Consider the following 23460-nt stretch of genomic DNA (forward strand, 5'->3'; position numbering starts at 1 on the left):
ACAGACATGGCAGGCACGTTGGCAGAGAAGGTGTGGGAGAACCACATCGTGCGGCGCGGCACCGACGGCGCGCCCGACCTGCTCTACATCGACCTCCACCTCGTGCACGAGGTCACGAGCCCCCAGGCGTTCGAGGGACTGCGGCTCGCGGGCCGCACGGTACGCCGCCCGGACCTGACGTTGGCGACCGAGGACCACAACACGCCGACGCTCGACATCGACCTGCCGATCGCCGACGTCACGAGCCGCACGCAGATCCAGACGCTGCGGAACAACGCCGCCGAGTTCGGTGTCCGGATCCACTCGCTCGGCGACGCGGACCAGGGCATCGTGCACCAGGTCGGCCCTCAGCTCGGCCTGACGATGCCCGGCCTGACGGTCGTCTGCGGCGACTCGCACACCTCGACGCACGGCGCGTTCGGCGCGCTGGCCTTCGGGATCGGCACGAGCGAGGTCGAGCACGTGCTGGCGACCCAGACGCTCCCGCTCGTGCCCTTCAAGACCATGGCCGTCACCGTCGACGGCGAGCTGCCCGCGGGCGCGACCTCGAAGGACATCATCCTGGCGATCATCGCCAAGATCGGGACCGGCGGCGGCCAGGGCTACGTGCTGGAGTACCGCGGCGAGGCCATCCGGGCGCTGTCCATGGAAGCCCGCATGACGGTCTGCAACATGTCGATCGAGGCGGGCGCGCGCGCCGGCATGATCGCGCCCGACGAGACCACGTTCGCCTACCTCAAGGGCCGCCCGCATGCGCCCGAGGGCGCGGACTGGGACGCGGCCGTCGAGTACTGGCGCACGCTGCGCTCGGACGACGACGCGACGTTCGACACCGAGGTCGTCCTGCACGCGGCCGACCTCGAGCCGTTCGTCACGTGGGGCACCAACCCGGGTCAGGGTCTGCCGCTGTCGGGTCGCGTGCCCGTCCCGGCCGAGATCGCCGACGAGAACGAGCGTCAGTCCGCCGAGCGTGCGATCGAGTACATGGGCCTGACCCCGGGCGCCCCGCTGCGCGACATCGCCGTCGACACCGTCTTCATCGGCTCGTGCACGAACGGTCGCATCGAGGACCTGCGCTCCGTCGCCAAGCTCGTCAAGGGCCGCACGAAGGCCGACTCGGTCCGCGTCCTCGTCGTGCCGGCGTCGGCCCGCGTGCGCCTGCAGGCCGAGGCCGAGGGGCTCGACCGGATCTTCCTCGACTTCGGGGCCGAGTGGCGCAACGCCGGCTGCTCGATGTGCCTGGGCATGAACCCGGACCAGCTCGCACCGGGGGAGCGCAGCGCGTCGACCTCCAACCGCAACTTCGAGGGCCGTCAGGGCAAGGGCGGACGCACGCACCTCGTGTCGCCGCTCGTCGCAGCCGCGACCGCGATCCGCGGGACGCTGTCGTCGGTCGCGGACCTCGGGCCGGACGTCGTCGCGCCCGACGGCTCGCCGCTGACCGACCTGCAGACCGCCTGAGCCCCCGACACCGGAAGAGAGAACGACCATGGAGAAGTTCAGCCAGCACACCGGCGTCGGGGTGCCGCTGCGACGCGGCAACGTCGACACCGACCAGATCATCCCGGCCGTCTACCTCAAGCGCGTCACGCGGACGGGCTTCGAGGACGCGCTGTTCGCCGCATGGCGCGGCGACCCGGAGTTCGTCCTCAACCAGCCCGCCTACGCCGCCGGCTCCGTGCTGGTCGCGGGTCCCGACTTCGGCACCGGCTCGTCGCGTGAGCACGCCGTCTGGGCGCTCAAGGACTACGGCTTCCGCGTCGTGATCTCGGCCCGCTTCGCCGACATCTTCCGCGGCAACTCCGGCAAGCAGGGGCTCCTCGCCGCGCAGGTCGCGCAGGAGGACATCGAGCTCATCTGGAAGGTCCTCGAGACCCGCCCGGGCACCGAGGTGACGGTCGACCTCGTGAGCCGCACGGTCACGTGCGACGACGTCGTGGCGTCCTTCCACGTCGACGACTACACGCGCTGGCGCCTCCTCGAGGGCCTCGACGACATCGGCCTCACGCTGCAGCACGAGCCCGAGATCACCGCGTTCGAGGCGACGCGCGAGGCCTGGCGTCCCCGGACGCTTCCGGCCAAGCACCTCCCCTCGGTCGAGATCAAGGCCGCCCGACCTGCGGGTGTGCCCGTCGAGCTCGGCGCGACCCGCACGTCCTGACACCTGCGACCGGATCGCCGTCGTGTGAAGGTTTTGCACGACGCGCACGCCCGACGGCGATCCGGTACGAAGCACCCGCCCCGGTGAGCGACGATGGAGTCATGAGCGACCTCCTCTACGTCAACGGCGGCAACCCCCTGTCCGGGGAGATCACCGTCCGCGGCGCCAAGAACTTCGTGTCGAAGGCCATGGTGGCCGCCCTCCTCGGGGAGGGCCCGAGCGTCCTGCGCAACGTCCCGCAGATCAAGGACGTCGCCGTCGTGACCGGCCTGCTCGAGCTGCACGGCGTCAGCGTCCAGGTCGACGACGTCGCCGGCACGCTCCACCTCGACCCGTCGAACGTCGAGTCCGCGCACGTCGCCGACATCGACGCGCACGCCGGGTCGAGCCGCATCCCCATCCTGTTCTGCGGCCCGCTGCTGCACCGGCTGGGCGAGGCGTTCATCCCCGACCTCGGCGGCTGCCGCATCGGCGACCGGCCGATCAACTTCCACCTCGACATCCTGCGGCAGTTCGGCGCCGTCGTGGAGAAGCGCGAGGGCGGCATCCACCTGCAGGCGCCGCGCCGGCTGCAGGGCACGAAGATCGCCCTGCCGTACCCCAGCGTCGGCGCGACCGAGCAGCTGCTGCTCACGGCCGTGCGCGCCGAGGGCATCACGGAGCTGTCGAACGCCGCGATCGAGCCCGAGATCATGGACCTCATCAACGTCCTGCAGAAGATGGGCGCGATCATCTCGGTCGACACCGACCGCGTCATCCGCATCGAGGGCGTCGACCGGCTCATCGGCTTCCAGCACACCGCGCTCTCGGACCGCATCGAGGCCGCGTCCTGGGCCTCGGCGGCGCTTGCGACGGGCGGCGACATCTACGTGCGCGGCGCCACGCAGCCCGAGATGACGGCGTTCCTCAACACGTTCCGCAAGGTCGGCGGCGAGTTCACCGTGGACGACGACGGCATCCGCTTCTTCCACCCCGGCGGAGACCTCAGCTCGATCGTCCTCGAGACCGACGTCCACCCCGGCTTCATGACCGACTGGCAGCAGCCGCTCGTCGTCGCGCTGACCCAGGCCAAGGGCCTGTCGATCGTCCACGAGACCGTCTACGAGAACCGGTTCGGGTTCACCGACGCCCTGCGCGGCATGGGCGCGACGATCCAGGTCTACAAGGAGTGCCTGGGCGGTCGTCCGTGCCGGTTCGGCCAGCGGAACTTCTACCACTCGGCCGTCATCTCGGGACCGACGCCGCTCGCGGCGGCCGACATCGAGGTCCCCGACCTGCGCGGCGGGTTCAGCCATCTGATCGCAGCGCTCACCGCGAAGGGCACGTCGTCCGTGCGGGGCATCAGCCTGATCGACCGCGGCTACGAGCACTTCACCGACAAGCTGACGGCGCTCGGCGCCGAGTTCAGCCGCGACTGAGACCTCGCGGCTCCGGCGTCGAGATCGCGCCGGGGCCGGGCGCTACCTGTTGCCACCCGCGGAGGTGAACCGCCGCGCACGGCGCAGGATCCGGTAGCCGATGCGGCGTTCGCGCGCGCCGACGGTCGCCCGCGCCGGCGCCGGGGGAGCCGCTCGGTAGAACCAGCGCTTGCCGAGCTCGATGAGGGCCAGGTAGCACGCGGCGAGCAGGACGAGCACGAGGAAGAACCCGGTCGGCAGCGCGCCGAACCCGAGGGCCGAGGCGAAGGGCATCGAGGGCACGAGCGCCCCGATGACGACGATGCCGAGTGCGGAGGCCAGCAGCGGGGCGCTCGGCCGGCTGCTGAAGGACGGGATCCTGCGCGTGCGGACCGCGAAGATGACGAGCGTCTGCGTCGCGAGCGACTCGACGAACCACCCCGACCGGAACTGCGCCGGTCCCGCATGGAAGACGCCGAGCATGATGGCGAAGGTCGCGAAGTCGAAGAGCGAGCTGATCGGGCCGAAGAACAGCATGAAGCGGCGAATGAAGTGGATGTCCCAGGCCTCGAGGAGCCGGAGGTCGGCCGGGACGATCTCGCCGAGCTGGAGGTCCACGACGTCACCGGGCACCAGCGCCGTGACGTCGACGGCCACCGGGTGGCCGCCCCGGACGACGACGCACGTGTGCCTGATCTGGCTGTGGAGCGCCTCGGCCGCGCGCACCGCGCGGTACTCGTTGACGAAGCCGAGGCCCACGGACACGACGAGGATCGCGCCGATGATGACCGCCGAGGTCCGCTCGCCCACGAAGTAGGACGCGATCGCAGCGACGACGAGCAGGACGAGCAGGGGCGACCGGACCTGACGGACCAGGACGGGGAGCCAACGGGCCTCGTCCGAGCGCACGGCATTCGGACCGAGCTCCGCGAACCGGGCAGCCGCCTGCGTGTCGGACAGGCCCCCGCGCGCCGAGTCGAGCCGCCGCAGGACGTCGTCCGCCGTCAGTGCGGATGCGCGGACGACGTCGAGGCCGGGTTCCGCGGTGCCCGCTGGCAGCACGTGGTCGGACGCCATCGGGCTACCTCGCGTGTCACCGGTCGTCAGAGCCACGCTAGTCCCGAGCGGCCGGCCGGGTGCGGGGATGGTCTGTCGAAACCTGCCCCGAACCGCCGTCGCGAGGCTGGTGCGGGTAGCATCCGTGACCGTGCCAGCACCGCAGCGCTCCAACCGCGCCTACCGCGTCGTCGCCCGGATCGTGCGACCGGTCCTGTTCGCGATGATGCGTCGCGACTGGCGCGGGGCGGAGCACCTGCCTGCGAGCGGGGGCTTCATCGCCGCGGCGAACCACATGACGAACCTCGACCCGCTCACGTTCGCGCACTACCTGTACGACCACGGCTTCGCGCCGAAGATCCTTGCGAAGGCCTCGCTGTTCAAGTACCCGGTGCTCGGTGCGACCCTGCGGGCGACGGGCCAGATCCCCGTCTTCCGCAACACCTCGCAGGCCGGCCAGTCGCTCGACTCGGCGGTCCAGGCGCTGCGTGACGGCGAGTGCGTCGCGGTGTTCCCCGAAGGCACGCTGACCCGTGACCCGGACCTGTGGCCGATGGTCGGCAAGACGGGCGTCGCGCGGCTCGCGCTGATGACGCGCGCGCCGGTGATCCCCGTCGCCCAGTGGGGTCCCCAGGACATCCTCGGCCGGTACTCCAAGGTCCTCAAGCCGTTCCCGCGCAAGAAGGTCTCGGTCGTCGCGGGGCCGCCCGTCGTGCTCGACGACCTGTACGACCGCCCGCTGGACACCGCGACGCTGCGTGAGGCCACGGAGCGCGTCTTGGCGGCCATCACGGTGATCCTCGAGGACCTCCGCGGCGAGCCCGCCCCCGAGGTCCGGTTCGACGTGCGCCGGGCCAAGCCGGCGGGCGAGCGACCCGACGACGGCGATCGGCCCACGACGCCGACGAACGCGTGACGGCCGTCCCGCCGGTCCCACGCCTGCGCGCCGCAGTCCTCGGCGCCGGGAGCTGGGGCACGACGTTCGCCGCGGTGCTGTCCGACGCGGGGTGCGACGTCACGATCTGGGGCCGCAGCGCACAGACCTGCGACGAGATCACCCGGACGCACCGCAACGAGGCCTACCTGCCCGGTGTCGAGCTGCCCCCCGGCATCAGCGCCTCGACGGACGCGGCCGGCGTGGTGTCCGGCGCGGACCTGGTGGCGATCGCGATCCCCTCGCAGAACGCCCGGGCCACGCTCGAGCCGCTGCGTGACACGTTCGGCCCGCGCGCCGTGGCAGTCTCGCTCATGAAGGGCGTCGAGCTCGCGACGGACCGGCGGATGAGCCAGGTCGTCGCCGAGGCGCTCGGGATCGACGCCGACCGAGTGGCCGTCGTGTCCGGCCCGAACCTCGCGAAGGAGATCGCCCAGCACCAGCCGACGGCCACCGTCGTGGCCTCGACGAGCGAGGAGACGGCCCGCCTCGTCGCACGAGCCTGCGCGTCCTCGTACTTCCGTCCGTACACGAACGACGACGTCGTCGGCGTCGAGCTGTGCGGTGCGGTCAAGAACGTCATCGCGATCGCGGTCGGCATCTCGCAGGGGCGCGGGCTGGGCTACAACACGATGGCCACGGTCATTACGCGCGGGCTCGTGGAGATCACGCGGCTCGGGCTCGCGCTGGGCGCGGACGCGGAGACGTTCCCGGGCCTGGCGGGTCTGGGTGACCTCATGGCGACCTGCGCGTCGCCCGACTCGCGCAACCACACCCTGGGGGTGCACCTGGGTCAGGGGATGGCGCTCGACGACGCGATCCGCGCGACGGGCGGCACCGCCGAGGGTGTCAAGAGCTCGCGATCGGTGCTCGAGCTGGCGGCCAAGGTCGGCGTCGAGATGCCCATCACGGCGGCGGTCGTCGCGGTCCTCCACGAGGGTCTCCCGGTGGACCAGCTCGCGCCCCTGCTGCTCGCGCGCCCGCACAAGGCCGAGGGCCTCTGACCCCGACGCACCCGCGTCCGACGGCCCCCGACCCGCGCGCGGCCGACCCGGGCCCGACTAGCCGGCGGAGCGGCTCAGTGCCCGCTCGAGGTCGGACCACAGGTCCTCGACGTCCTCGATGCCCACCGACAGGCGGATGAGGTCCTCGGGCACCGTGGGGGACTCGGTCGCGAAGCGACGGCGACGTTCGAGCGTCGACTCGACGCCGCCGAGGCTCGTCGCCGGGACCCACAGCCGAACGGCGTCGACGACCGCGTCCGCCGCGTCCGCACCTCCGCGCGGTCGCACGCCCACGATCGACCCGTAGCCGTCCATGAGCGCCGAGGCGCGTGCGTGACCCGGGTCGGCCGGAAGGCTCGGGTGGCGCACCTCGAGCACGGCGGGGTGCTCGGACAGGCGCCGGGCCAGCTCGGCCGCGCTCGCCTGTGAGCGCGCGACCCGCAGCGCGAGCGTCCGCAGCCCCCGCAGGGCGAGCCAGACCTCGAACGGTCCGGCGACCGAACCGTGCAGCGTGCGGTACGCGTGGAGACGTGCGTGCAGGTCGGGGTCGTCGGCGAGGGCCGCACCGAGCACCACGTCGCTGTGCCCGGCGAGGTACTTCGTCACCGAGTGCACGACGACGTCGACGCCGTGGGCGAACGGGCGCTGCACGAGCGGGGTGGCGAACGTGTTGTCGACCACGACGAGTGCGCCGGCCTCGTGCGCGACGGCGACCAGCGCGGGCAGGTCGGCGACCTCGAGCATCGGGTTCGTCGGGGTCTCGACCCACAGCATCGATGCCGGGCGACCGGCGCGCAGCGCCGCCGTGACTGCGGCGGTGTCGGCGATGTCGACGGAGGTCACCTCGATCCCTGAGCGAGCCGTGAGGTCGTGCGCGTACGCGAGCGTCACCCCGTAGGCGTGCCGGGGCAGGACCACCCGCCCCCCGGGCGGCACCAGCGAGAGGGCGGCCGCGATCGCCGCCATCCCTGAGCCGAACACGAGCGCCGGGCGGGCTGACTGCTCGAGCGCGCCGAGCGCCAGCTCGAACGGGTGCCAGGTCGGGGTGTCGTTGCGTCCGTAGAACAGCTCGCCCGCGGGCGGCACGCCCGTCGAGACGAACGTCGAGGAGAGCACGACGGGCGGGTTGACCGGTGCACCCGGTGACCGCTCCGGCCGACCGGCGGTGACGACAACGGTCGACGGGTCCAGGGGCAGCGACGGGTCCGGCATGGCCGCAGCCTAGCGAGGTCGTGTCCGTCGCCGCGGTAGGGTCGGGCGCGATGGACACGACACCGACGACCTCGACCGTCAGGCCCGACTCCGGTGCGCGACCCCGCGTGCTGCTGCTGTTCGGCGGACGCTCGGGTGAGCACGCGATCAGCTGCGCGACGGCGGGCGGCGTGCTGCGGGCGATCGACCGCACGCGCTACGACGTGCTGCCCGTCGGGATCACCCCGTCGGGCCGCTGGGTCCTGGTCGAGGACGACCCCGACCGCTGGTCGATCGTCGACGGCCACCTCCCCGAGGTCGAGGACGGGCCGCTCGAGGTCCTCCTGCCGCAGGGCTCCGACGAGCGCGCGGTCACCGTCCTCGAGGCGGGGGTCCTGCCGCGGCAGATCGGTGCGGTCGACGTGGTGTTCCCCTTGCTGCACGGGCCGTTCGGTGAGGACGGCACGCTCCAGGGCCTGCTCGAGCTGGCCGACGTCCGCTACGTGGGCGCGGGAGTCCTGGCCTCTGCGGTCGGCATGGACAAGCACTTCATGAAGCTCGTGCTCGCGGGGCAGGGCCTGCCGATCGGTGAGTTCACCGTGCTGCGACCGGGCGCCTTCGCGCGCAACCCGGCGGCATGGACCGAGACGATCCGCGGCCTGGGTCTGCCGGTGTTCGTCAAGCCCGCGCGGGCCGGCTCGAGCCTGGGGATCTCACGGGTCGACGATCTTGCTGACCTGCCGGCTGCGATCGCCGCCGCCGAGCTCCACGACCCGAAGATCGTCGTGGAGGCCGGCATCGTCGGCCGTGAGATCGAGTGCGCGGTGCTCGGCGGCCGCGACGGCGCCCGACCGCGAGCGTCGCTGCCCGGCGAGATCGTCGTCACCGACACCCGGCACGGCTTCTACGACTTCGAGGCCAAGTACCTCGACGAGGCCGGGGTCACGCTCTCGTGCCCCGCCGACCTGCCCGACGCGCTCGTCCGCGAGATCCGCGAGGTGGCCGTGCGGACGTTCGAGGCCGTCGGCTGCGAGGGCCTCGCCCGGGTCGACGTCTTCGTGACCCCGGACGGCGACGTCATCGTCAACGAGATCAACACGATGCCCGGGTTCACGCCGTTCTCGATGTACCCCCGGATGTGGCAGGCGACCGGGCTCTCCTACGCCGACCTGATCGACGAGCTGCTGCAGCTCGCGCTGCACCGGCCCACCGGCCTGCGCTGAAGCGTCTGCTCCGGCAGGCAGGCTCAGAGGCAGGCCCGCGTCGGCTCGACCTGCGCGAGGGCCGGGCCGAGCCGGTCGAGGAACGACGTCGAGTGCGAGCTCGCGACAGCAGCGGGCACGCGGACCTCGACGGCCGGGTCGCGACCGTACGTGGTGAAGGTCCAGCTCGTCGCCCCCTGCGCGTCGGGGTCGTCGGCGAGCGCGAGCCAGTCGATGCTCGGGCCGTCGGGCGTCTCCACGCTGACGCAGTGCACCGTCGTGGGCCCCGGGACCTCGACGCCGCACCGGAGCACGACCGGTGCCGCCGCCGTGCCCCAGGCCGCACTGGCCTGGCTCGTCGTGCGTAGACGCGGCAGGTCGCCCAGCTGGTCCGGGAGAGCGAGCACGACGCTCGCGCAGACGGGGTCGGCGCCGTGCGGGGCCTCGGCGACCGACACCCCCGGGGCGCACGCGGCGAGGGTCACCAGGAGTCCCGCAGCGGTCGCTGCGCGACACCCGCGCCGGGGACGTGGACCCGAGCCCCGACGGCGCCCTGACACGCGCTGCGTCGAGGCAGTGCGGATCACCAGGTCGGTCACGCTGTCACGCTAACGCGTCGCGTGCCGGGCGCGTGCGTCTCTCGGCCGCAGGGCCGGGACTGGTTGTCGCAGGGCCGGGACAGGTTGTCGCAGGGCGGGGACCGGTTGTCGCAGGGCCGGGGCGGGGTGGCTGCAGCGCCGCGGGCAGGGCGGGACCGGCCGGCGCGAGGTCGACGGCGGGATACGGTGGCGGACGTGAGTTCCCCTGACGAGCCGACCGTCGCCGACCTGTCCGAGGATGCCCTGCTCGCCCTGATCTTCCCGCAGCTGCCGCTCGGCGACGCCACGCTGGTCCCGCCCGGGGACGACGCCGCGGTCGTGGCCGCGCCGGACGGTCGCGTGGTCGTGTCGACCGACGTGCTCGTCGAGGACCGACACTTCCGCCGGCGCTGGTCGACCGGCGAGGACGTCGGCCGGCGGGCGGCCGCTCAGAACCTGGCCGACATCGCGGCGATGGGCGCGCGCCCGACGGCTCTCGTGGTGGCGTTCGTGGCACCGGCCGACCTGCCCGCGTCGTGGGTCGAAGGGCTTGCGCGGGGCCTCGCGGCCGTCTGCGCACCTCTCGGTGTCGGGGTCGTGGGTGGCGACCTGTCCTCCGGGCCGGTCGCGGTCGTCGCCGTGACGGTGCACGGCGACCTGGCCGGCCGAGAACCCGTGCTCCGGTCCGGCGCCCGGCCGGGCGACGTCGTCGCGCATGCGGGGGTGCGGGGGTGGTCCGCTGCGGGGCTGGCCCTGCTCGAGGCCGGGCGGGGCGACCTCGATGCCGGCCTCGTCGGCGCGTACCTGCGGCCCGAGCCACCGTTGGCGGCGGGGCCTCTCGCGGCGCGCGGCGGCGCCACCGCGATGCTCGACGTGTCCGACGGCCTGCTGCGCGACGCCGGCCGGATCGCGCGCGCGAGCGACGTCGTGCTCGACCTCGACGAACCGGCCGTGGCGTTCGCGGTCGACCTCGAGCGGCTGTCGGGCGCGGCTGGCGCGCTCGGGGCCGAGGCGCGCGACTGGGTCCTGACCGGGGGAGAGGATCACGGGCTGCTCGCGACCTTCCCCGCCGATGCTCAGCTCCCGGAGCCGTTCCGCGTGGTGGGTCGGGTGCGCGCGGCTCCCGCGGACCACGGCACCGGGGCGCAGGTCACGCGGGTGCTCGTCGGGGGCGTCGACCCTGGACCGGGCTCACCGGGATGGGATCACTTCGCGCGGCAGGCCGCGTCGGGTCGGGCGGTGCCGGCTGCCGGTCAGCCGCGGCGGTAGCGCACCTCGAGGAGCTCGGCGCCGCCGACGTCCTCGAAGCGCTCCGTGCCGTCGGCCTGGAAGCCGTTGCGGCGGTAGAAGTGGCGTGCCCGGTCGTTCGCCGCGAGCACCCACAGCGTCAGGGCCGACCGGCCGCCGACCTCGGTGATGACCGTCCGCAGCAGGTCGCGCGCGACGCCGTGCCCCCAGGCTCCGGGCTCGAGGTAGATCGAATAGATCTCGTGGTCGCCGCGGTTCGCGTCCTCGTCCCGGGCCGGTCCCAGCGTGACGAAGCCGAGCACGCCCGACGGCGACTCGGCCAGCCAGGTCCGGACGTGGTCGTGCGGACCGTTCCGCAGGAACTGCGTCCACTCGGCGGCGCGTGCCACCGGGTCGAGAGCTGCCAGGTGCTCGGCGGGGACGATGCCCTCGTACGCCTCCTGCCAGGAGTGCACGTGGACGCTCGCGATCGCCGCGGCGTCGGCCTCGGCAGCGGTGCGGATCGTCACTTCGTCGAGCTGTTCGACCATGCCCTCACGATGCCACACCGGGTGGGCAGCCCGAAGGCCCACGAGGAACGAACCTCGTGGGCCTTCGGGTAGAGAGTGGGGCGGCGGTCAGACCGCGCGCTGCACCTTGCCGGCCTTGAGGCAGGACGTGCAGACGTTCAGGCGCTTCGGGGTGCCGGCGACGACGGCACGCACGCGCTGGATGTTCGGGTTCCAGCGGCGGCGCGTCCGCTGGTGAGAGTGCGAGACGCTGTTCCCGAAGCTCGGGCCCTTGGCGCAGACGTCGCAGTTAGCAGCCACGGTCTTCTCCTGGTTCGGTCATGCACGCCGCAGAGCGGCCTGTCTTGGTCTGGGGTGGGGCGCGGCACGCTGCCGTCCAGCTGATGCTGTCCGTCAAGCACGGGTGCGCCACCTGCGCCCGGACACGGCCGGGCAACCTGGAAAGACTAGCCCATGGGAACGGCGCGACCCAAATGTGGGTCCGATGCGGCATCGTGTGGGGACGTACGACGAGACGAGGACGGGAACGCGGTGCAACGCCTGGACGGGACGGATGTGCGCGCCTGGGCGCACGCAGCCACGGCGGCGCTGGGCGCAGCGCGCGGACGTATCGACGCCGTCAACGTGTTCCCCGTCGCCGACTCGGACACCGGGACCAACGCGCTCCTCACCGTCGCGGGTGGCGCCGATGCCGTGGCGGCACTCGAGGGCCCGGCGGGGGCCGACGCCGTCGCCCGCGTGTTCGCGAGCGGCGCGCTCCTGTCGGCCCGCGGCAACTCGGGCGTCATCCTGAGCCAGTACCTCGAGGGGCTGGCTGGGGCGTTGCCGTCGTCCGCCGGTCCGGTCGACCTCGCCGACGCGCTGGCCGCGGCCGGCCAGGCGGCGCTCGGTGCGGTGGCTGATCCCCAGGAGGGGACGGTCCTGACCCTCGCGCGCGTCGTCGCGGACTCCGCGCTGCGCGCCGCGGGAGCGGGCGCCGACCTTGCCGGCGTGCTGGCCGCCGTGTCCACGCAGGCGCACGCGGCACTCGTGCGGATCAGCGCGCAGCACCCGGTCCTGGCCGCAGCCCACGTCGTCGACGCGGGTGCCTGCGCGCTGATCGTCCTGCTCGACGCCCTCCGGGACGTGGTCGCCAGGGACGGCGCACCCGCCGACGCCGGGAGCGACCTGTCCTGGCTGCCTGAGCCGATCGACCTGGTCGCGACGCACCTGGCACCCGAAGGCGGTGGGGCGTTCGAGGTCATGCTGCTCGTGCGAACCCCCGGCGGGCCGGGCGACCGGGCTGATCTCGGGCCGACCCTGATCGCCGGCATGCAGGCGCTCGGCGACTCCGTGGCCGTCGTCGGCGCGGACGGCGTGTGGCAGGTCCACGTGCACACCGACCACCCCGGCCGGGCGGTCGAGGCCGCGGCGGTCGGTGCTCGTGAGCAGGTCGTCGTGCGACTGCTGGGCGCTCGCCTCGCCGACGGCGTGCCGCTCGAGCTGGGTGTGGTCGCCTGCACCGGGTCGCCCGACCTCGGGGCTGCGCACGCTCTCGCGGGGGCCGTCACTCTGGTGCGCTGCGACGGTGCCGCCCTGGAGGCGCGTCACCTCGTCCGGGCGATCACCGACACGGGGACGCGTCACGTCGTCGTGCTCCCCGGAGACGCGTCGGGTGCGCACGCGGCCCGTGAGGCAGCGCGCTCCCTTGCCCCCAGCGGGACGACGGTCGACGTGCTCGACGCGCACGACGACCTGCGCGTCACGGTCGCCGTCATCGCGCTCGCCGGTGCCGCGGACCCGGCGCGCCAGGTCGCCGGGGCAACGGCGGCGTTGGGCCGCCTCCGGACGACGGTCGTCGAGCAGGCTGACCTCGCCGCGGCGCTCGCCGCGGTCGACTCCCTCCTCGCCGGGGTCGCCGTCGGGGCAGGCGCTGCAGCCCGGCAGACCCTGACCGTTCTCACGGGCCCGGCTGTCGACCACGACCTGCGTGGGGCTCTCGAGGCCGAGCTCGCGCAGCGGTGGCCTGACCTCGCCGTGCTCGGCACCGGTCCGGTGCCGGGACTCCCGGCGTTCTGGCTGGGCCTGGACTGATGCGTCGATCGACCGGAGGTTGCCGGTGAGCGTCCCCGATGATGCCGTCGTGCGCCCCGGTGCCCGGGTGGACGAGGCTCTTGCCCGCGTGCTGGGAGAGCGGACCGCAGCCCCTCTCGCCAAGCTTGGCCTGCGGACGACGGGCGACCTGCTGCGGCACTACCCGCGCCGCTACACCGAGCCGGGGACCTTCACGAACCTCACCGACCTCGCCGTCGGCGAGCACGTGACCGTGCAGGCGGAGGTCCGTCAGGTCACGGTCCGCGAGATGCGCTCACGCGGAGGCGCGATGCTCCAGGCGGTCGTCACGGACGGCGTGCGGACCTTGCAGCTCACGTTCTTCGCGAAGCGCCGGGGAGTGCTGCGCGTGCACGAGCAACGCCTCGTGCCGGGTCGCACGGGTCTGTTCACGGGCGTCGTGTCCGACTACCGCGGCCAGCGCCAGCTCACGCACCCCGACTACCAGCTCATCGGCGTGGACGCGGACGACGAGGCGGCGGCGCTCGTCGAGGCGTCGCGCCCCATCCCGCTGTACCCGGCCTCAGCCGCCGTCCCCACCTGGCGCATCCAACGCTGCGTGCGCACGGTGCTGGACCCCCTGACCGACGACGACCTGCCCGACCCGATCCCGGTAGAGGTCCGGTCGGCGCGCGGTCTCGTGGGGCTGCGCGAGGCGCTCACCGACGTGCACGAGCCGTTCACCGACGAGCAGTGGCGTCGGGGCCGTGACCGGCTGCGCTACGAGGAGGCGTTCGTGCTCCAGGCCGAGCTGGCGCGCCGCCGACAGCTGGCCGCGGGCTCCCCGGCTGTCGCTCGTCCGCGGGTCGCGGGCGGACTCCTCGACGCGTTCGACGCCCGCCTGCCGTTCACGCTCACCGACGGTCAGCGAGCCGTCGGCGGGGAGCTCGAGGTCGAGCTCGCGGCCGCGCATCCCATGCAACGGCTGCTGCAGGGCGAGGTCGGCTCCGGCAAGACCGTCGTGGCGCTCCGGGCGATGCTCCAGGTCGTCGACGCGCGCGGACAGGCGGCGCTGCTGGCTCCGACCGAGGTTCTCGCGGCGCAGCACGTGCGCACGCTGCGTGCCCTGCTGGGCGACCTCGCGGAGGGCGGGTTCCTGGGCGGCGACGACCTGAGCACGCGCGTCGCGCTGCTCACGGGCTCCCAGGGTGCGTCAGCGCGACGCGAGAACCTGCTCGACGCCGCGAGCGGTCGCGCGGGCATCGTCGTGGGGACGCACGCGCTCCTCTCGGAGACGGTGCAGTTCGCCGACCTCGGGCTCGTGGTCGTCGACGAGCAGCACCGGTTCGGTGTGGAGCAGCGCGACACGCTGCGCGCCAAGGCCGCCCAGCTGCCGCACCTGCTGGTCATGACCGCGACCCCGATCCCTCGCACCGTCGCGATGACGGTCTTCGGAGACCTCGAGACCTCGACGCTCTCGGAGATCCCGGCGGGCCGCAGCGGCGTCACCACGGTCGTCGTGCCGGCCGACAACGCGACCTGGGTTGCCCGGACGTGGCAACGCGTGCGCGAGGAGGTCGAGAAGGGCGGCCGTGCCTACGTCGTGTGCCCGCGGATCGACCCGGACGACGACCAGGCGGGGTCCCGTCGCCGCACCGCCTCGAGCCGGGGACCGGCGGACGACGACGGAGCCGACCTGCTCTCGTGGGACGCCACGGCTGCCGCCGGCGGCTTGGACGCCGACGAGCCGAGCGCCGACGAGCCGAGCATCGACGACATGGGTGTCGACGGGCAGGGCCTCGTCGCGGGGGCGCCGCCGCGTCGGCCCCTGCGCGCGGTGCTCGAGGTCGCCGACGAGCTGCGCGCCCTGCCGGCGCTCGCCGGGATCGAGATCGGGACGCTGCACGGGCGCATGGCGGCCGACGAGAAGGACCGGGTGCTCGCGGACTTCACGTCGGGGCGCGTGCCCGTCCTGGTGTCGACCACGGTGATCGAGGTCGGGGTGGACGTCACGGCCGCGACGGCGATGGTCGTCCTCGACGCCGACAGGTTCGGCATCTCCCAGCTGCACCAGCTGCGCGGCCGGGTCGGTCGCGGCGCTGCACCCGGGCTGTGCCTCCTGGTCGCGGACGCGCCCGACGGCAGCCCGGCCGCCACGCGCCTCGCCACGCTGGCGGCGACCACCGACGGGTTCGAGCTCGCTGCCGTCGACCTCGAGCTGCGCCGCGAGGGTGACGTCCTTGGCGCCGCGCAGTCAGGCGGGGCGAGCTCGCTGCGCCTGCTGCGGGTGGCTCGGGACGGCGCGGTCATCGAGCGGGCCAGGGCCGACGCGCGCGAGGTCGTCGGGGCCGATCCTGACCTGCGCGAGCACCCGGTGCTGCGCGCGGCGATCGACCGGCTGCTCGTCGGTGAGCGCGAGGAGTTCCTCGACCGCGCGTGACGCCGGCCCGGCGGGGATGCGTACGCTGTCGGGCGTGTCGAAGACCCCCGCGATCCGCGCCAAAGACCTCCTCGTCGGATACGGCGGTGAGCCGGTGTGCGCGCCGGTGTCGTTCACGCTCGCGCCCGGGCGGGTGATCGCGCTCGTGGGTGCCAACGGATCGGGCAAGTCCACCGTCCTGCGTGCCGTGCTCGGGCTGCTCGACCCCGCCGGCGGCTCGGTCGAGGTGTTCGGTGCTGCCGTGGACGAGCGCGAGGTCGGCTTCCGCACCAAGGTCGCGAGCGTGCTCGACGACGACGCGTACTTCCCGGCGCTGACCGTCGCCGAGCACCTCTACCTGACGGCGCGCGGCCACGGCGTGCGCGATGCCCAGACCGTCGTCGACGAGGTGCTCGACGAGTTCGGCCTCACCGAGCACGGCACGTCGCTCCCGGTCGCCCTGTCGTCCGGGCAGCGCCGCCGGCTGCTGCTGGCCGCCGGGTTCGTCCGCCCGCGGGCGCTGCTGGTGCTCGACGAGCCCGAGCAGCGGCTCGACCTGCGCATGCGCCAGCGGCTCGTGGAGCGGCTCCTCGCGGAGAAGGCGTCCGGCGGTGCCGTGCTGCTCGCGACCCACGACCCGGTGCTGCTGCGGGCGGTCGCCGACCGCGCCGTGCTGGTCGCCGACGACGTGTCGCGCCTCCTGAGCGCCGAGGAGGCCGCCGCGGCGATCGAGCAGGGGCCGCGATGAGCGACGACGCCGGACTGACGGACGAGGTCGGCGAGTCGGGCGAGGCCGGCTCCGCGGTCCTGGTCGGTCCCGAGGCGACCGGGTCGTTCCCGACCGGCCGCTCGATCCGCCGGTACACCGCCGCCGCGACGAACCTGCGCAGCGGCGCGAGCGTCGGGGAGCTGCTCGGTGACGTGTACTACGTCGTCATCACGACGGCGATCGGCATCGGGATGGCGCTCGGCATCGCGGGCCAGCTGCGCGCCTCGCTGCCCGCCGGCGAGCAGACCACCGCCGGCGCGAGCAGCCTGAGCCTGCCGGGTCTCGTCGTGGTCCTCGTCGTCGGGCTCGCCGGAGTGCTGCTCTCGCTCGCAGGCCGGCTCGGTCCCGTCGGCTCGGCGGCCGCCGAGGCGACGTGGTGGCTCGGCCTGCCGGTCGACCGACGCGGGCTGCTCCGTCCGTCCGCGCGTCGGCTGCCCCTGCTGGCGGCGGTCGTGGGCGCGGTCGTCGTCGGGGTCCTCGACGGCGGGCTGCTCGGTGACCACCACGGCGGGCAGGTCCTGGTCGCGGCGCTTGCCGCCGGGCTCGTGTCGGCCGCGCTCGTGCTCGCGGCGAGCCTCGCGCAGACGTTCGACGCGCGGCGCGGCGCGACCTCCCTCGTGGGTGACCTGGTCCTCGCGGCCGCGCCGGTCCTCGCAGTGCTCGGTGTCGTGCTCGGCTGGCACCCCGCGAGGTTCCCCGCCATCCCGATCTGGTCGCTCGCGGTCCTCGCCGTCGCCGTGGCGGGTCTGGCCGTTGTCGTCGACCGCCGGCTCGACGACATCCCGTCGCGGTCCCTGCGGGTCAGCGGCTCCGTCGCGAGCCAGGCCGCGGGTGCGGTCGTGTCGATGGACTCGCGCGAGCTCGGCCGCGCGCTCACCGACAGCGCCGCGACGCCGCGACGGCGCCGGTCGGCCCGGTTCGGGCTCGTGCGCGGTCCGGTGTCGGCGTTGGTCTCGGCCGATGCGACGGTGCTGCTCCGCTCCGTACGGCACCTCGTGCAGATCGTCGTCGCCGCGCTCGTGCCGGTGCTGGTCGGGGTCGTCCCTCAGCTCGCCGGTCGGCTCGGCTTCGCGATCGCCCTGGTCGTCGCCGGATCGGTGGCCATGACGGCGACCGGTGAGGGCGCGCGCCGGGCTGAGATGTCACCCGTGCTCGACCGGCTGCTGCCGCTCGCGGCACGTGAGGTTCGCCGGCTGCGCATGGTCGTGCCCGGCGTCGTCATGCTCGCGTGGTCGCTCGTCGCATTCGGCGCCGTGGGGGCCTGGGCGGGCGATCTGACGTCCTGGCTCACGCTCGCCGTCGTCTCGACGCCCGTCTGGGCCGGTGCGGCCGTGCGGGCCGCCTACCGCCCCGCTCCCGACTGGGGTGGCCCGCTGGTCTCGACACCCATGGGCGCGTTGCCCGCGGGCGTCACGATGGTGCTCGCGCGCGGGCCGGACGTCGTCGTGCTCGGCCTCGTCCCCGTCCTCATCGCCGTCGCGCTCGGCCACGTGCCGTCCGCGGTCGTCATCGCGCAGGTCGCGGTCAGTGCGATCGTCTTCGCGGTGTGCTCGAGCACGAGCACCAAGTCGATGATGGAGCGCATGACCGACGCGTCCGGGACGGCCGCACCGGGTGCGCCGGCCGCCGCGACCGGTCCGCAGAGCCGGCGATGACCCGGATCGTCGCAGGCTCCGCCGGCGGCCGCACGCTCCAGGTCCCCCCGAAGGGGACTCGCCCGACGAGCGACCGCGTCCGCGAGGCGCTGTTCTCGCGGCTCGAGCACCTCGGCGCCGTCTCCCGTGCGCGCGTCCTCGACCTGTACGCCGGGTCCGGTGCGCTGGGGCTCGAGGCTGCGAGCCGTGGTGCGGCGTCCGTCACGCTCGTCGAGTCGGCCCGGCTCGCGGCCGACGTGTGCCGACGCAACGTGGCGACCCTCGGGTTCGCCGGCACCGTGACGGTCGCCGTCGAACGCGTCGAGCGATTCGTCGCGCGCCCGGTTCTCGCGCCCTGGGACCTCGTGCTCGTCGATCCGCCGTACGACGTCCCGGACGACGAGCTCGCGGGGATGCTGGGCGACGTCGCCGGCGCGCTCGCGCCCGACGCGGTGCTCGTCGTCGAGCGCTCGACGCGCAGCCCCGAGCCGACCTGGCCCGCGGGCCTCGAACGCTTCGACGACCGGACCTACGGCGAGACGCGCGTGTGGTTCGCGCAGCCCGAGCGTGCCCTCGCGTAGGTTGGCTGCGTGAGCACAGCCGTCTGCCCGGGGTCCTTCGACCCGATCACGCTCGGCCACATCGACATCGTGCGACGTGCCGCGTCGCTGTTCGACGAGGTCGTCGTCGGCGTCGCCCGGAACTCGTCCAAGGCGGCCCTCCTGGGCGTCGACGTCCGCGTCGAGCTGGCCCGCGCGGCGCTCGCGGACGTCCCCGGCGTCCGGGTCGAGCAGGTGACGGGTCTGCTCGCCGAGTTCGTCCGCTCGGTCGGCGCGGTGGCGATCGTCAAGGGGCTCCGCGGCGGCGCCGACTTCGATGCCGAGCTGCCGATGGCGCTCATGAACCGCCGCCTGACGGGCGTGGAGACGGTCTTCCTCGCCGGCGACCAGGCGCTCGCGCACATCGCGTCGTCGCTGGTCAAGGACGTGGCGCGGTTCGGGGGCGACATCGATGATCTCGTCCCGCCCGGTGTCGGGCGGGTCGTGCGTGACGCGCTGGGCGCCAGCCCGGCCGGCGGAGGGAGCAGGGCATGAGCAACGACAGCTACAGCGACGACGACCTGGACCGGACGCGTCCGGAGGGCCTGACCGGCATCCTGGACGCGCTCTCGACCGCGATCTCGACGGCGCGTGCGATGCCGATGTCGTCCTCCGTCCTGGTCAACCGTGCGGAGATGCTCGACCTCGTCGACCAGGCGCGTGACGCGCTGCCGACCCAGCTGGGCCGCGCCGACGAGCTGCTCGCGGACGCCGACTCGGCCCGCGCGGCCGCCCAGACGGAGGCCGAGGCCGTGCTCGCGCGCGCCCGCGAGCGCGCTTCGGAGCTCGTGGACACCGAGGCCGTCGTCGTCGCCGCGCGCGAGCGTGCCGCGGAGATCGTGCGCGAGGCCGAGGTGACCGCCGAGGGCCTGCGCCGCGACGCCGACGACTACTGCGACCGCCGCCTCGCCGACTTCGAGATCGACCTCGGCAAGCTGCTCAGCCAGGTGCAGGGCGGGCGGGCCAGGCTCGCCGACCGTCTCGGCGGTCCGGGCGAGGGCTGACGGATCGGCCGTCGTGTCGCGCCGTTTGGGCAGGTGGCCTCCAGTGCCGTAGGCTTGACCGTTGGTCCTGCCGGTCGTGGCGTGACCGAGAACCTGATGATGGGAACCTGGAAAGTGCAGCGCGCGCCTCACCTCGATCCCCGTTCGCCCCTCGTGCTCGATACCCATGAGCTCGGTCGACGTCCGGGATCGATGCGGACGGTGCAGCGCACGGTCAAGGCTCCTGAGGATCTCGGTACCGTGGTGATCGGCGTCCCTCCCGGGACCGACCTGGAGCTGGATCTTCGGCTCGAGGCGGTCATGGAGGGTGTTCTGGTCTCCGGATCCGTCCGTGGCCGAGCAATCGGGGAGTGCATCCGCTGCCTGGACGAGACGGTCGAGGACCTCGACGTCACGATCCAGGAGCTGTACGTCTACCCTGAGCGCGCGGCTGTCGCGGTCGAGGACGGCGACGACGAAGAGGACGTGCGCAAGCTGGACGGCGACCTGGTCGACGTCGAGCCCGCGCTCCGGGACGCTGTGGTGACCGCGCTACCGTTCCAACCGCTGTGCCGGCCGGACTGCCCGGGTCTGTGCTCCGAATGTGGAGCGCACCTCGCGGACGACCCCGACCATTCGCATGAGATCCTTGACCCTCGGTGGGCGGCCCTCGGTGGCCTGCAGAGCACGTACGACGAGACGAAAGAGAGCTAGCCGTGGCTGTTCCGAAGCGCAAGATGTCGCGCAGCAACACCCGTGCGCGTCGGTCGCAGTGGAAGACCACTGCCACTGCGCTCACCACCTGCCCGCAGTGCAAGGCCAACAAGCAGCCGCACATGGCGTGCCCGACGTGCGGCGCGTACAACAACCGCCAGTACGCCGAGGCCGTGCGCACCGAGCACGAGGTCGGCTGACGCTCAGCGCAGTGGCGATCGCGATCGTCGCTCATGCCCCGATCCCCTTCGGGGTGACCGGGGCATGAGCATCGCGTCCGCTCAGCTTGTCGAGAAGCTCGGGATCCACCTGGATCCCGAGCTTCTCGTGCTGGCGCTCACGCATCGTTCGTTCGCGCACGAGGCCGGCGGCATCCCGACGAACGAGCGTCTCGAGTTCCTCGGGGACACGGTGCTCGGCCTGGCCGTGACCGAGGCGCTCTACCGCAACCACCCTGAGCTGCCCGAGGGTGAGCTCGCCAAGATGCGCGCCGCCACGGTGTCGCAGCGCGCGCTCGCCGCCGTGGCGCGCGACCTCGACCTGGGCTCGTACGTGCTGCTCGGCAAGGGCGAGCTGTCGACCGGTGGCCCGGACAAGGACTCGATCCTGTCCGACACGCTCGAGGCGCTGTTCGGCGCGGTCTACCTCGCCCACGGTCTCGAGCCCGCACGTGAGCTCGTCATGGCGCTCGTCGGCCCTACCCTCGTGGCCGCGGCGGACCTCGGCGCGGGCCTCGACTGGAAGACGAGCCTCCAGGAGCTCTCGGCCGAGCTCGGTCTCGGTTCGCCGAGCTACGAGGTCGACGGCGTCGGACCCGACCACGCCCGCACGTTCACGGCTCGCGCCGTCGTCGGTGACGAGGTGCGCGGCAGCGGGACCGGCGCGGCCAAGAAGCTGGCCGAGCAGGAGGCCGCAGCGGACGCGTACCGGGCGTTGGACGCGCTCCGACCGTCCTGAGCCTCAGCAGCCTGAGTGATCGCATGAGCGTGCCGCGCCGTGCCTGAGCTGCCCGAGGTCGAGACCGTCCGCGACGGGCTCGCACGCCACGTCCTGGACCGCACCGTGACCGCCGTCGACGTCCGGCGCGACTACAGCGTGCGACGCCACGAGGGCGGCCCGCTCGACTTCGCCGGTCGCCTGACCGGGCGGCGCCTGGCGGCAGCCGTCCGCCGCGGCAAGTTCCTGTGGCTTCCGCTCGACCCGGTCGTGGGCTCCGAGCCCGACGACGCGCTCATGGCGCACCTCGGGATGAGCGGTCAGCTGCTCGTGCGGACGACCCCGGACGAGGTGGCGGCCGGCGGGTCCCACCCGCACCTGCGGGTGCGTCTCGAGCTCACGGGCGGTGCCGCGCTGGACTTCGTGGACCAGCGCACCTTCGGGCACCTGTCGGTCACGGACCTCGAGCCGACGCCCGACGGGGCACCGGGCGGCGCCGGATCACCGCTCGCAGCCGTCCCCGGTCCCGTGGCCCACATCGCCCGCGACCTGCTCGACCCCGCGCTCGACCGCCGGGCGCTCGTGGCGGCGGTCCGCTCGCGCCGGACGGGTCTCAAGCGGGCCCTGCTCGACCAGACGCTCGTGTCGGGGATCGGCAACATCTACGCCGACGAGACGCTGTGGCGCGCGCGCCTGCACTACGCGCGCCCGACGGACACGCTGCGCCGCACCGAGGTCGAGCGCGCGCTCGACGCCGCCGCCGAGGTGATGGCCGAGGCGCTCGCTCAGGGCGGCACGAGCTTCGACGCGCTGTACGTCAACGTCAACGGCCAGTCCGGGTACTTCGACCGGTCCCTGGCCGTCTACGGGCGTGCGGGCGAGCCCTGCCGGCGCTGCGGCGCGCCGGTGCGCCGCGACGAGTTCATGAACCGCTCGTCGTTCACGTGCCCGGTGTGCCAGCCGCGCCCGCGACACGGGCGCTGGTGACCGCAGCGACCGGCGAGGGACCGGTCTCAGTGCTCGACGACGTTCCGCAGCGGGCGCCCGCCCTCGAACGCCGCCAGGTTGTGTGCGATCAGCTCTGATGCACCCTGCGGTCGACCACCCGCCGCGTGGGGGCTGATCAGGATGCGCGGGGAGTCCCACAGCGGCGAGTCGGCCGGGAGCGGCTCGGTCTCGAACACGTCGAGCGCCGCACCCGCGAGTTGCTCGGAGCGCAGGGCCTCGAGCAGGGCGTCCTCGTCGAGCGTCGACCCGCGCCCGACGTTGACGACCCACGCGCTCGGCGGCAGGAGACCGAGCACGTGCGTGCCGATCGCGTGGTGGGTCTCGGGCGTCGCCGGGAGCAGACCGATGAGGACGTCGGTGGTGGGGAGCTCGGCGGGGACGTCGGCGGTGGCCACGACGCGGACGCCGGCGCGCTCACCGGCCGTCCGGGCGACGCCGGTCACGCGTGCGCCGAGCGAGGTGAGCACCGGTGCGAGCCGTGCCGCGATCGAGCCGAAGCCCCAGATCAGGACGCGGGCGCCGTCCAGCGTGCGGAACGAGCCCGGCGGGTCGAGCTGCTGCGCGCCGCCGAGCTCGCGGGCCCACCGGTGGTCGTGCTGGGCCCGCACGAGGTCCGGGACGCGCCGGGCGGCAGCCAGCACGAGCGCGAGCGCGTGCTCGGCGACGGGTCCGTCGTGCAGACCGCGGCCGTTCGTGACCACGACGTGGGATCCGAAGCCGGCATCGAGGACCGCGTCGGGCCCGGCCGCGAGCGTCTGGACCCAGCGCAGCCGGGTCAGTCGGCGTGCGCTGTCGGCGAGCTGGCCGGGCGTGTTCATCCACACCACCAGCACGTCCGCGTCGGTGTGCTCGGCGGGAATGGGTGCTCGGACGTCGTAGCGGACGGCCCGCACACCCTCGGGGAGCGCAGGGTCGAGCTCGATGCCGAGGGGCAGCAGCACGGTCGTCACAGGTCGTCCTCCAGATAGGTCGCAGACGGGACAGCGCGTCCGGCGGGAGAGTCGGTGTCGGGTATCGGGCGCGCTCTGGATACGATGCCACCGTGCCACCTACGACGCCCGCCCCGCAGGCCGACCGCACCGGTCCC

General features: G+C 73.6%; 24 protein-coding genes. 18 read left to right on the plus strand and 6 right to left on the minus strand.

Annotated features, from left to right (window positions below; genetic code table 11):
- The first annotated feature begins 6 nt into the window (after positions 1 to 6).
- The 3 genes from leuC to murA all read left to right on the plus strand — a co-directional run bounded on the left by leuC (position 7) and on the right by murA (position 3579).
- A complete protein-coding gene (gene leuC, locus DDP54_RS12760) occupies positions 7 to 1461 on the plus strand; it encodes a 3-isopropylmalate dehydratase large subunit (protein ID WP_109132054.1) in 1455 nt (484 codons plus the stop codon).
- Positions 1462 to 1489: 28 nt separating this feature from the next.
- The gene (gene leuD, locus DDP54_RS12765) at positions 1490 to 2161 is read left to right on the plus strand and encodes a 3-isopropylmalate dehydratase small subunit (protein WP_109132055.1); all 672 of its coding nucleotides are present in this window, start codon (positions 1490 to 1492) and stop codon (positions 2159 to 2161) included.
- Positions 2162 to 2262: 101 nt separating this feature from the next.
- Positions 2263 to 3579, plus strand: a complete 1317-nt coding sequence (gene murA, locus DDP54_RS12770; RefSeq protein WP_109132056.1) for a UDP-N-acetylglucosamine 1-carboxyvinyltransferase — start codon at positions 2263 to 2265, stop codon at positions 3577 to 3579.
- Positions 3580 to 3621: 42 nt separating this feature from the next.
- Here murA and DDP54_RS12775 read toward each other — a convergent pair whose 3' ends face one another.
- On the minus strand, positions 3622 to 4635 hold the full coding sequence (locus DDP54_RS12775) for a cation transporting ATPase C-terminal domain-containing protein (protein WP_109132057.1): 1014 nt from the start codon (positions 4633 to 4635) through the stop codon (positions 3622 to 3624).
- Positions 4636 to 4765: 130 nt separating this feature from the next.
- On the opposite strand from DDP54_RS12775, the gene DDP54_RS12780 reads away from it, so the two are divergent.
- Both DDP54_RS12780 and DDP54_RS12785 read left to right on the plus strand, forming a co-directional pair.
- A complete protein-coding gene (locus DDP54_RS12780) occupies positions 4766 to 5530 on the plus strand; it encodes a lysophospholipid acyltransferase family protein (RefSeq protein WP_109132583.1) in 765 nt (254 codons plus the stop codon).
- The gene (locus tag DDP54_RS12785; protein WP_242448392.1) at positions 5527 to 6552 is read left to right on the plus strand and encodes an NAD(P)H-dependent glycerol-3-phosphate dehydrogenase; all 1026 of its coding nucleotides are present in this window, start codon (positions 5527 to 5529) and stop codon (positions 6550 to 6552) included. The genes DDP54_RS12780 and DDP54_RS12785 overlap by 4 nt, the downstream gene beginning before the upstream one ends.
- Before the next feature lie 57 nt (positions 6553 to 6609).
- Here the strand turns inward: DDP54_RS12785 and DDP54_RS12790 are convergent, their stop codons facing one another.
- A complete protein-coding gene (locus tag DDP54_RS12790; RefSeq protein ID WP_109132058.1) occupies positions 6610 to 7764 on the minus strand; it encodes an aminotransferase class I/II-fold pyridoxal phosphate-dependent enzyme in 1155 nt (384 codons plus the stop codon).
- Between the two features lie 50 nt (positions 7765 to 7814).
- On the opposite strand from DDP54_RS12790, the gene DDP54_RS12795 reads away from it, so the two are divergent.
- Positions 7815 to 8966: a D-alanine--D-alanine ligase family protein gene (locus DDP54_RS12795; protein WP_109132059.1), complete on the plus strand. Its 1152-nt coding sequence runs from the start codon at positions 7815 to 7817 to the stop codon at positions 8964 to 8966.
- A gap of 23 nt (positions 8967 to 8989) precedes the next feature.
- Here the strand turns inward: DDP54_RS12795 and DDP54_RS12800 are convergent, their stop codons facing one another.
- Positions 8990 to 9544 carry a DUF3515 family protein gene (locus DDP54_RS12800; protein ID WP_242448393.1) on the minus strand — a complete coding sequence of 185 codons (555 nt, stop codon included), beginning with the start codon at positions 9542 to 9544 and terminating at the stop codon, positions 8990 to 8992.
- 195 nt (positions 9545 to 9739) lie between these two features.
- Between DDP54_RS12800 and DDP54_RS12805 the strand changes: the two genes are divergently transcribed.
- Positions 9740 to 10792 carry a thiamine-phosphate kinase gene (locus DDP54_RS12805; RefSeq protein WP_109132586.1) on the plus strand — a complete coding sequence of 351 codons (1053 nt, stop codon included), beginning with the start codon at positions 9740 to 9742 and terminating at the stop codon, positions 10790 to 10792.
- Here the strand turns inward: DDP54_RS12805 and DDP54_RS12810 are convergent.
- Together DDP54_RS12810 and rpmB are read right to left on the minus strand one after the other, a co-directional pair.
- Positions 10777 to 11301, minus strand: a complete 525-nt coding sequence (locus tag DDP54_RS12810) for a GNAT family N-acetyltransferase (RefSeq protein ID WP_109132060.1) — start codon at positions 11299 to 11301, stop codon at positions 10777 to 10779. The two genes, DDP54_RS12805 and DDP54_RS12810, sit on opposite strands and share 16 nt — an antisense overlap.
- Positions 11302 to 11388: 87 nt before the next feature.
- Positions 11389 to 11580: a 50S ribosomal protein L28 gene (rpmB, locus tag DDP54_RS12815; RefSeq protein WP_109132061.1), complete on the minus strand. Its 192-nt coding sequence runs from the start codon at positions 11578 to 11580 to the stop codon at positions 11389 to 11391.
- 231 nt (positions 11581 to 11811) lie between these two features.
- Between rpmB and DDP54_RS12820 the strand changes: the two genes are divergently transcribed.
- The 11 genes from DDP54_RS12820 (at position 11812) to mutM (ending at position 22352) form a co-directional block, all read left to right on the plus strand.
- Positions 11812 to 13353 carry a DAK2 domain-containing protein gene (locus tag DDP54_RS12820; protein WP_158274520.1) on the plus strand — a complete coding sequence of 514 codons (1542 nt, stop codon included), beginning with the start codon at positions 11812 to 11814 and terminating at the stop codon, positions 13351 to 13353.
- Positions 13354 to 13420: 67 nt separating this feature from the next.
- On the plus strand, positions 13421 to 15751 hold the full coding sequence (locus DDP54_RS12825; RefSeq protein ID WP_242448469.1) for an ATP-dependent DNA helicase RecG: 2331 nt from the start codon (positions 13421 to 13423) through the stop codon (positions 15749 to 15751).
- Positions 15752 to 15785: 34 nt separating this feature from the next.
- Entirely contained in the window at positions 15786 to 16478 is a 693-nt protein-coding gene (locus DDP54_RS12830) for an ABC transporter ATP-binding protein (protein WP_109132588.1), read from the plus strand.
- Positions 16475 to 18154: a DUF6297 family protein gene (locus DDP54_RS12835; RefSeq protein ID WP_242448394.1), complete on the plus strand. Its 1680-nt coding sequence runs from the start codon at positions 16475 to 16477 to the stop codon at positions 18152 to 18154. The genes DDP54_RS12830 and DDP54_RS12835 overlap by 4 nt, the downstream gene beginning before the upstream one ends.
- Positions 18151 to 18714, plus strand: coding sequence for a 16S rRNA (guanine(966)-N(2))-methyltransferase RsmD (gene rsmD, locus DDP54_RS12840; RefSeq protein ID WP_109132063.1), 564 nt, complete (start codon positions 18151 to 18153; stop codon positions 18712 to 18714). Before DDP54_RS12835 ends, rsmD begins: the two co-directional genes overlap by 4 nt.
- A 9-nt stretch (positions 18715 to 18723) precedes the next feature.
- Positions 18724 to 19227: a pantetheine-phosphate adenylyltransferase gene (coaD, locus tag DDP54_RS12845; RefSeq protein ID WP_109132064.1), complete on the plus strand. Its 504-nt coding sequence runs from the start codon at positions 18724 to 18726 to the stop codon at positions 19225 to 19227.
- On the plus strand, positions 19224 to 19736 hold the full coding sequence (locus tag DDP54_RS12850) for a hypothetical protein (protein WP_109132065.1): 513 nt from the start codon (positions 19224 to 19226) through the stop codon (positions 19734 to 19736). The genes coaD and DDP54_RS12850 overlap by 4 nt, the downstream gene beginning before the upstream one ends.
- 99 nt (positions 19737 to 19835) lie before the next feature.
- Complete coding sequence (locus tag DDP54_RS12855; RefSeq protein ID WP_197711447.1) at positions 19836 to 20429, plus strand: DUF177 domain-containing protein; 594 nt, start codon at positions 19836 to 19838, stop codon at positions 20427 to 20429.
- 2 nt (positions 20430 to 20431) lie between these two features.
- Positions 20432 to 20629 carry a 50S ribosomal protein L32 gene (gene rpmF / locus DDP54_RS12860; protein WP_109132066.1) on the plus strand — a complete coding sequence of 66 codons (198 nt, stop codon included), beginning with the start codon at positions 20432 to 20434 and terminating at the stop codon, positions 20627 to 20629.
- Between the two features lie 64 nt (positions 20630 to 20693).
- Positions 20694 to 21386 (plus strand): ribonuclease III, encoded by a 693-nt coding sequence (gene rnc, locus DDP54_RS12865; protein ID WP_109132067.1) that lies wholly within the window; start codon positions 20694 to 20696, stop codon positions 21384 to 21386.
- A 39-nt stretch (positions 21387 to 21425) separates the two neighbouring features.
- Positions 21426 to 22352, plus strand: a complete 927-nt coding sequence (gene mutM / locus DDP54_RS12870; RefSeq protein WP_109132068.1) for a bifunctional DNA-formamidopyrimidine glycosylase/DNA-(apurinic or apyrimidinic site) lyase — start codon at positions 21426 to 21428, stop codon at positions 22350 to 22352.
- 26 nt (positions 22353 to 22378) lie between these two features.
- Here mutM and DDP54_RS12875 read toward each other — a convergent pair whose 3' ends face one another.
- Positions 22379 to 23323, minus strand: coding sequence for a phosphoglycerate dehydrogenase (locus DDP54_RS12875; protein ID WP_109132069.1), 945 nt, complete (start codon positions 23321 to 23323; stop codon positions 22379 to 22381).
- Between the last annotated feature and the right edge of the window lie 137 nt (positions 23324 to 23460).

The organism is Cellulomonas sp. WB94, from assembly GCF_003115775.1.
Classification (GTDB): Bacteria; Actinomycetota; Actinomycetes; order Actinomycetales; family Cellulomonadaceae; genus Cellulomonas_A.